This is a genomic window from uncultured Cyclobacterium sp., from assembly GCF_963976465.1.
Taxonomy (GTDB): Bacteria; Bacteroidota; Bacteroidia; order Cytophagales; family Cyclobacteriaceae; genus Cyclobacterium.
In genome coordinates this window covers 1-1,827 of the sequence record NZ_CAXBOC010000705.1, presented here as the reverse complement: position 1 = coordinate 1,827, position 1,827 = coordinate 1, and the positions used below count along the sequence as shown (strand labels likewise).

Here is a 1,827-nt window from a genome sequence, read left to right as displayed (position 1 = left end):
CAAATAAGTTTACCCTTGAATGGGAAATTGAGAAGCTTCTATTTTAATTTTATTATTCACCCAATTCTAATAGTAGAAGGTGAGGTGAAGGAGGTCATGATGGTTGTCAACGAAGTTACAGATATCGTGGATTCAAAAAATGAATTGGTTAAAAATGAAAGCCAATTTCGACATCATATGCAGCATTCACCTGTTGCCATGGCCATTTTAAGAGGTAAAGATTTTAAAATTGAATTGGCAAATAATAGAATGTTGACCCATCTATGGGGAAAAACCAGAGAAGAGGTTATTGGTAAACCGCTATTGGCTGTTTTTCCAGAACTAATGAATCAGAAATACCCAGAGGAACTCATGGAAGTATTGGATACAGGAGTAGCCATAAAGGATAAGGCTTCAAAAGTTGATATTGTTGTCAACGGTGTAAATAAAGAGTTTTATTTGGATTATCATTATATACCATTGTCTGATTTAGATACCACGATTTCAGGAGTAATTGTAACTGCCACGGATGTTACTGACCAGGTATTATACAGCAAGCGTTTGGAAGGTTTTACTAGGGAGCTTGAGAGCCAGGTGGCTTTAAGGACAAATCTATTGCTTGAAGCAAATGAAAAACTTAAAGATTCAGTTGACAAATTAAAACAGGCGAATGAAGAACTTCAATCTTTTGCTTACGTGTCAAGCCATGACCTTCAGGAACCATTGCGGAAGATTCAGATGTATAGCTCATTGATATTGGAAAAAGAGTATGGTAACTTTAGCTCAAAGGGCAAGGGCTACTTCGATAAGGTAACCTTTGCGGCAAGTAGAATGAGAACCTTAATTGACGATTTGCTTTCGTTTTCTAGATCTAATGATGATATCACAAAATATGAAATGATTGATTTTAATGAAGTGATTCATCAGGTACTAGAAGACATGGCTCCGACGATTGAAGAATCTGAGGCCAGAATTACTGTGAAAGATCTCCCAAAGGCTGAAGCAATCTTTTTTCAAATGCGACAAGTTTTTTCCAACTTAATAAGTAATGCCATAAAATTTTCAAAAAAAGACGGCAAACCGGAAATTGTGATTTCAGCTTCTAAAGTCCCCGAAAGCCAGGTTAAGCTTAGGAATCTAAATCAGAAAAAAAAGTATTTTGAATTTTTAATCAAAGACAATGGTATTGGATTTCCAAAAGGTATGGAAAGCAAAATTTTTGAAGTTTTTCAAAGGCTTCACACCAAACATGAATATGAGGGCACCGGTATAGGCTTAGCTATCGTGAAAAAAGTGATTAATAATCATTGTGGTTTGGTAATAGCAGAAAGCATACAAGGAAAAGGAACAACATTTAAAATTATTTTCCCATCCCAGCATAGTTAATGTATTCCTACTTTATTGTCATGGCCGGTTAAAAAAAATAATCTCAAACTCTCGATATAAAGTTTTTGATATAAGTTATTTTTCAAAAATCCTGTCTTATTTCTATCATCGTACTTAATACTGAAACAATGTAGAGTAGTAAAACACCCATATTCAATAGGTTAAATTCTTGGTAAAAGTTTACAACCCTAATTATGAAATTTTATTACAGACATATCGGTTTAAAGTCCAAAAAAAAATTATTTCAGTCAATTTACGGTATAATTTTAGCTTAAATTAAGTGCATAACAACTGAATGCTTAATTTAATTATCATGATGAATATAGAAGATAATAAGCTGATCCATCAGATTGGTGAAATTTTAGAAAAAAACAAAGATGCAGAAAAAGGATACAATACAGCAGCAGAAAATGCTGAAGATCCAGAACTTAAAGAAATATTTCTCAAAAGATCAAATGAGCG

Annotated in this window: 1 protein-coding gene; it reads left to right on the top strand. The window is 33.4% G+C overall.

The window, feature by feature from the left end:
• On the top strand, positions 1-1,365 hold a 1,365-nt coding region (locus AAC037_RS24110), incomplete at its 5' end, for an ATP-binding protein (protein WP_339906220.1).
• Positions 1,366-1,827 lie beyond the last annotated feature (462 nt).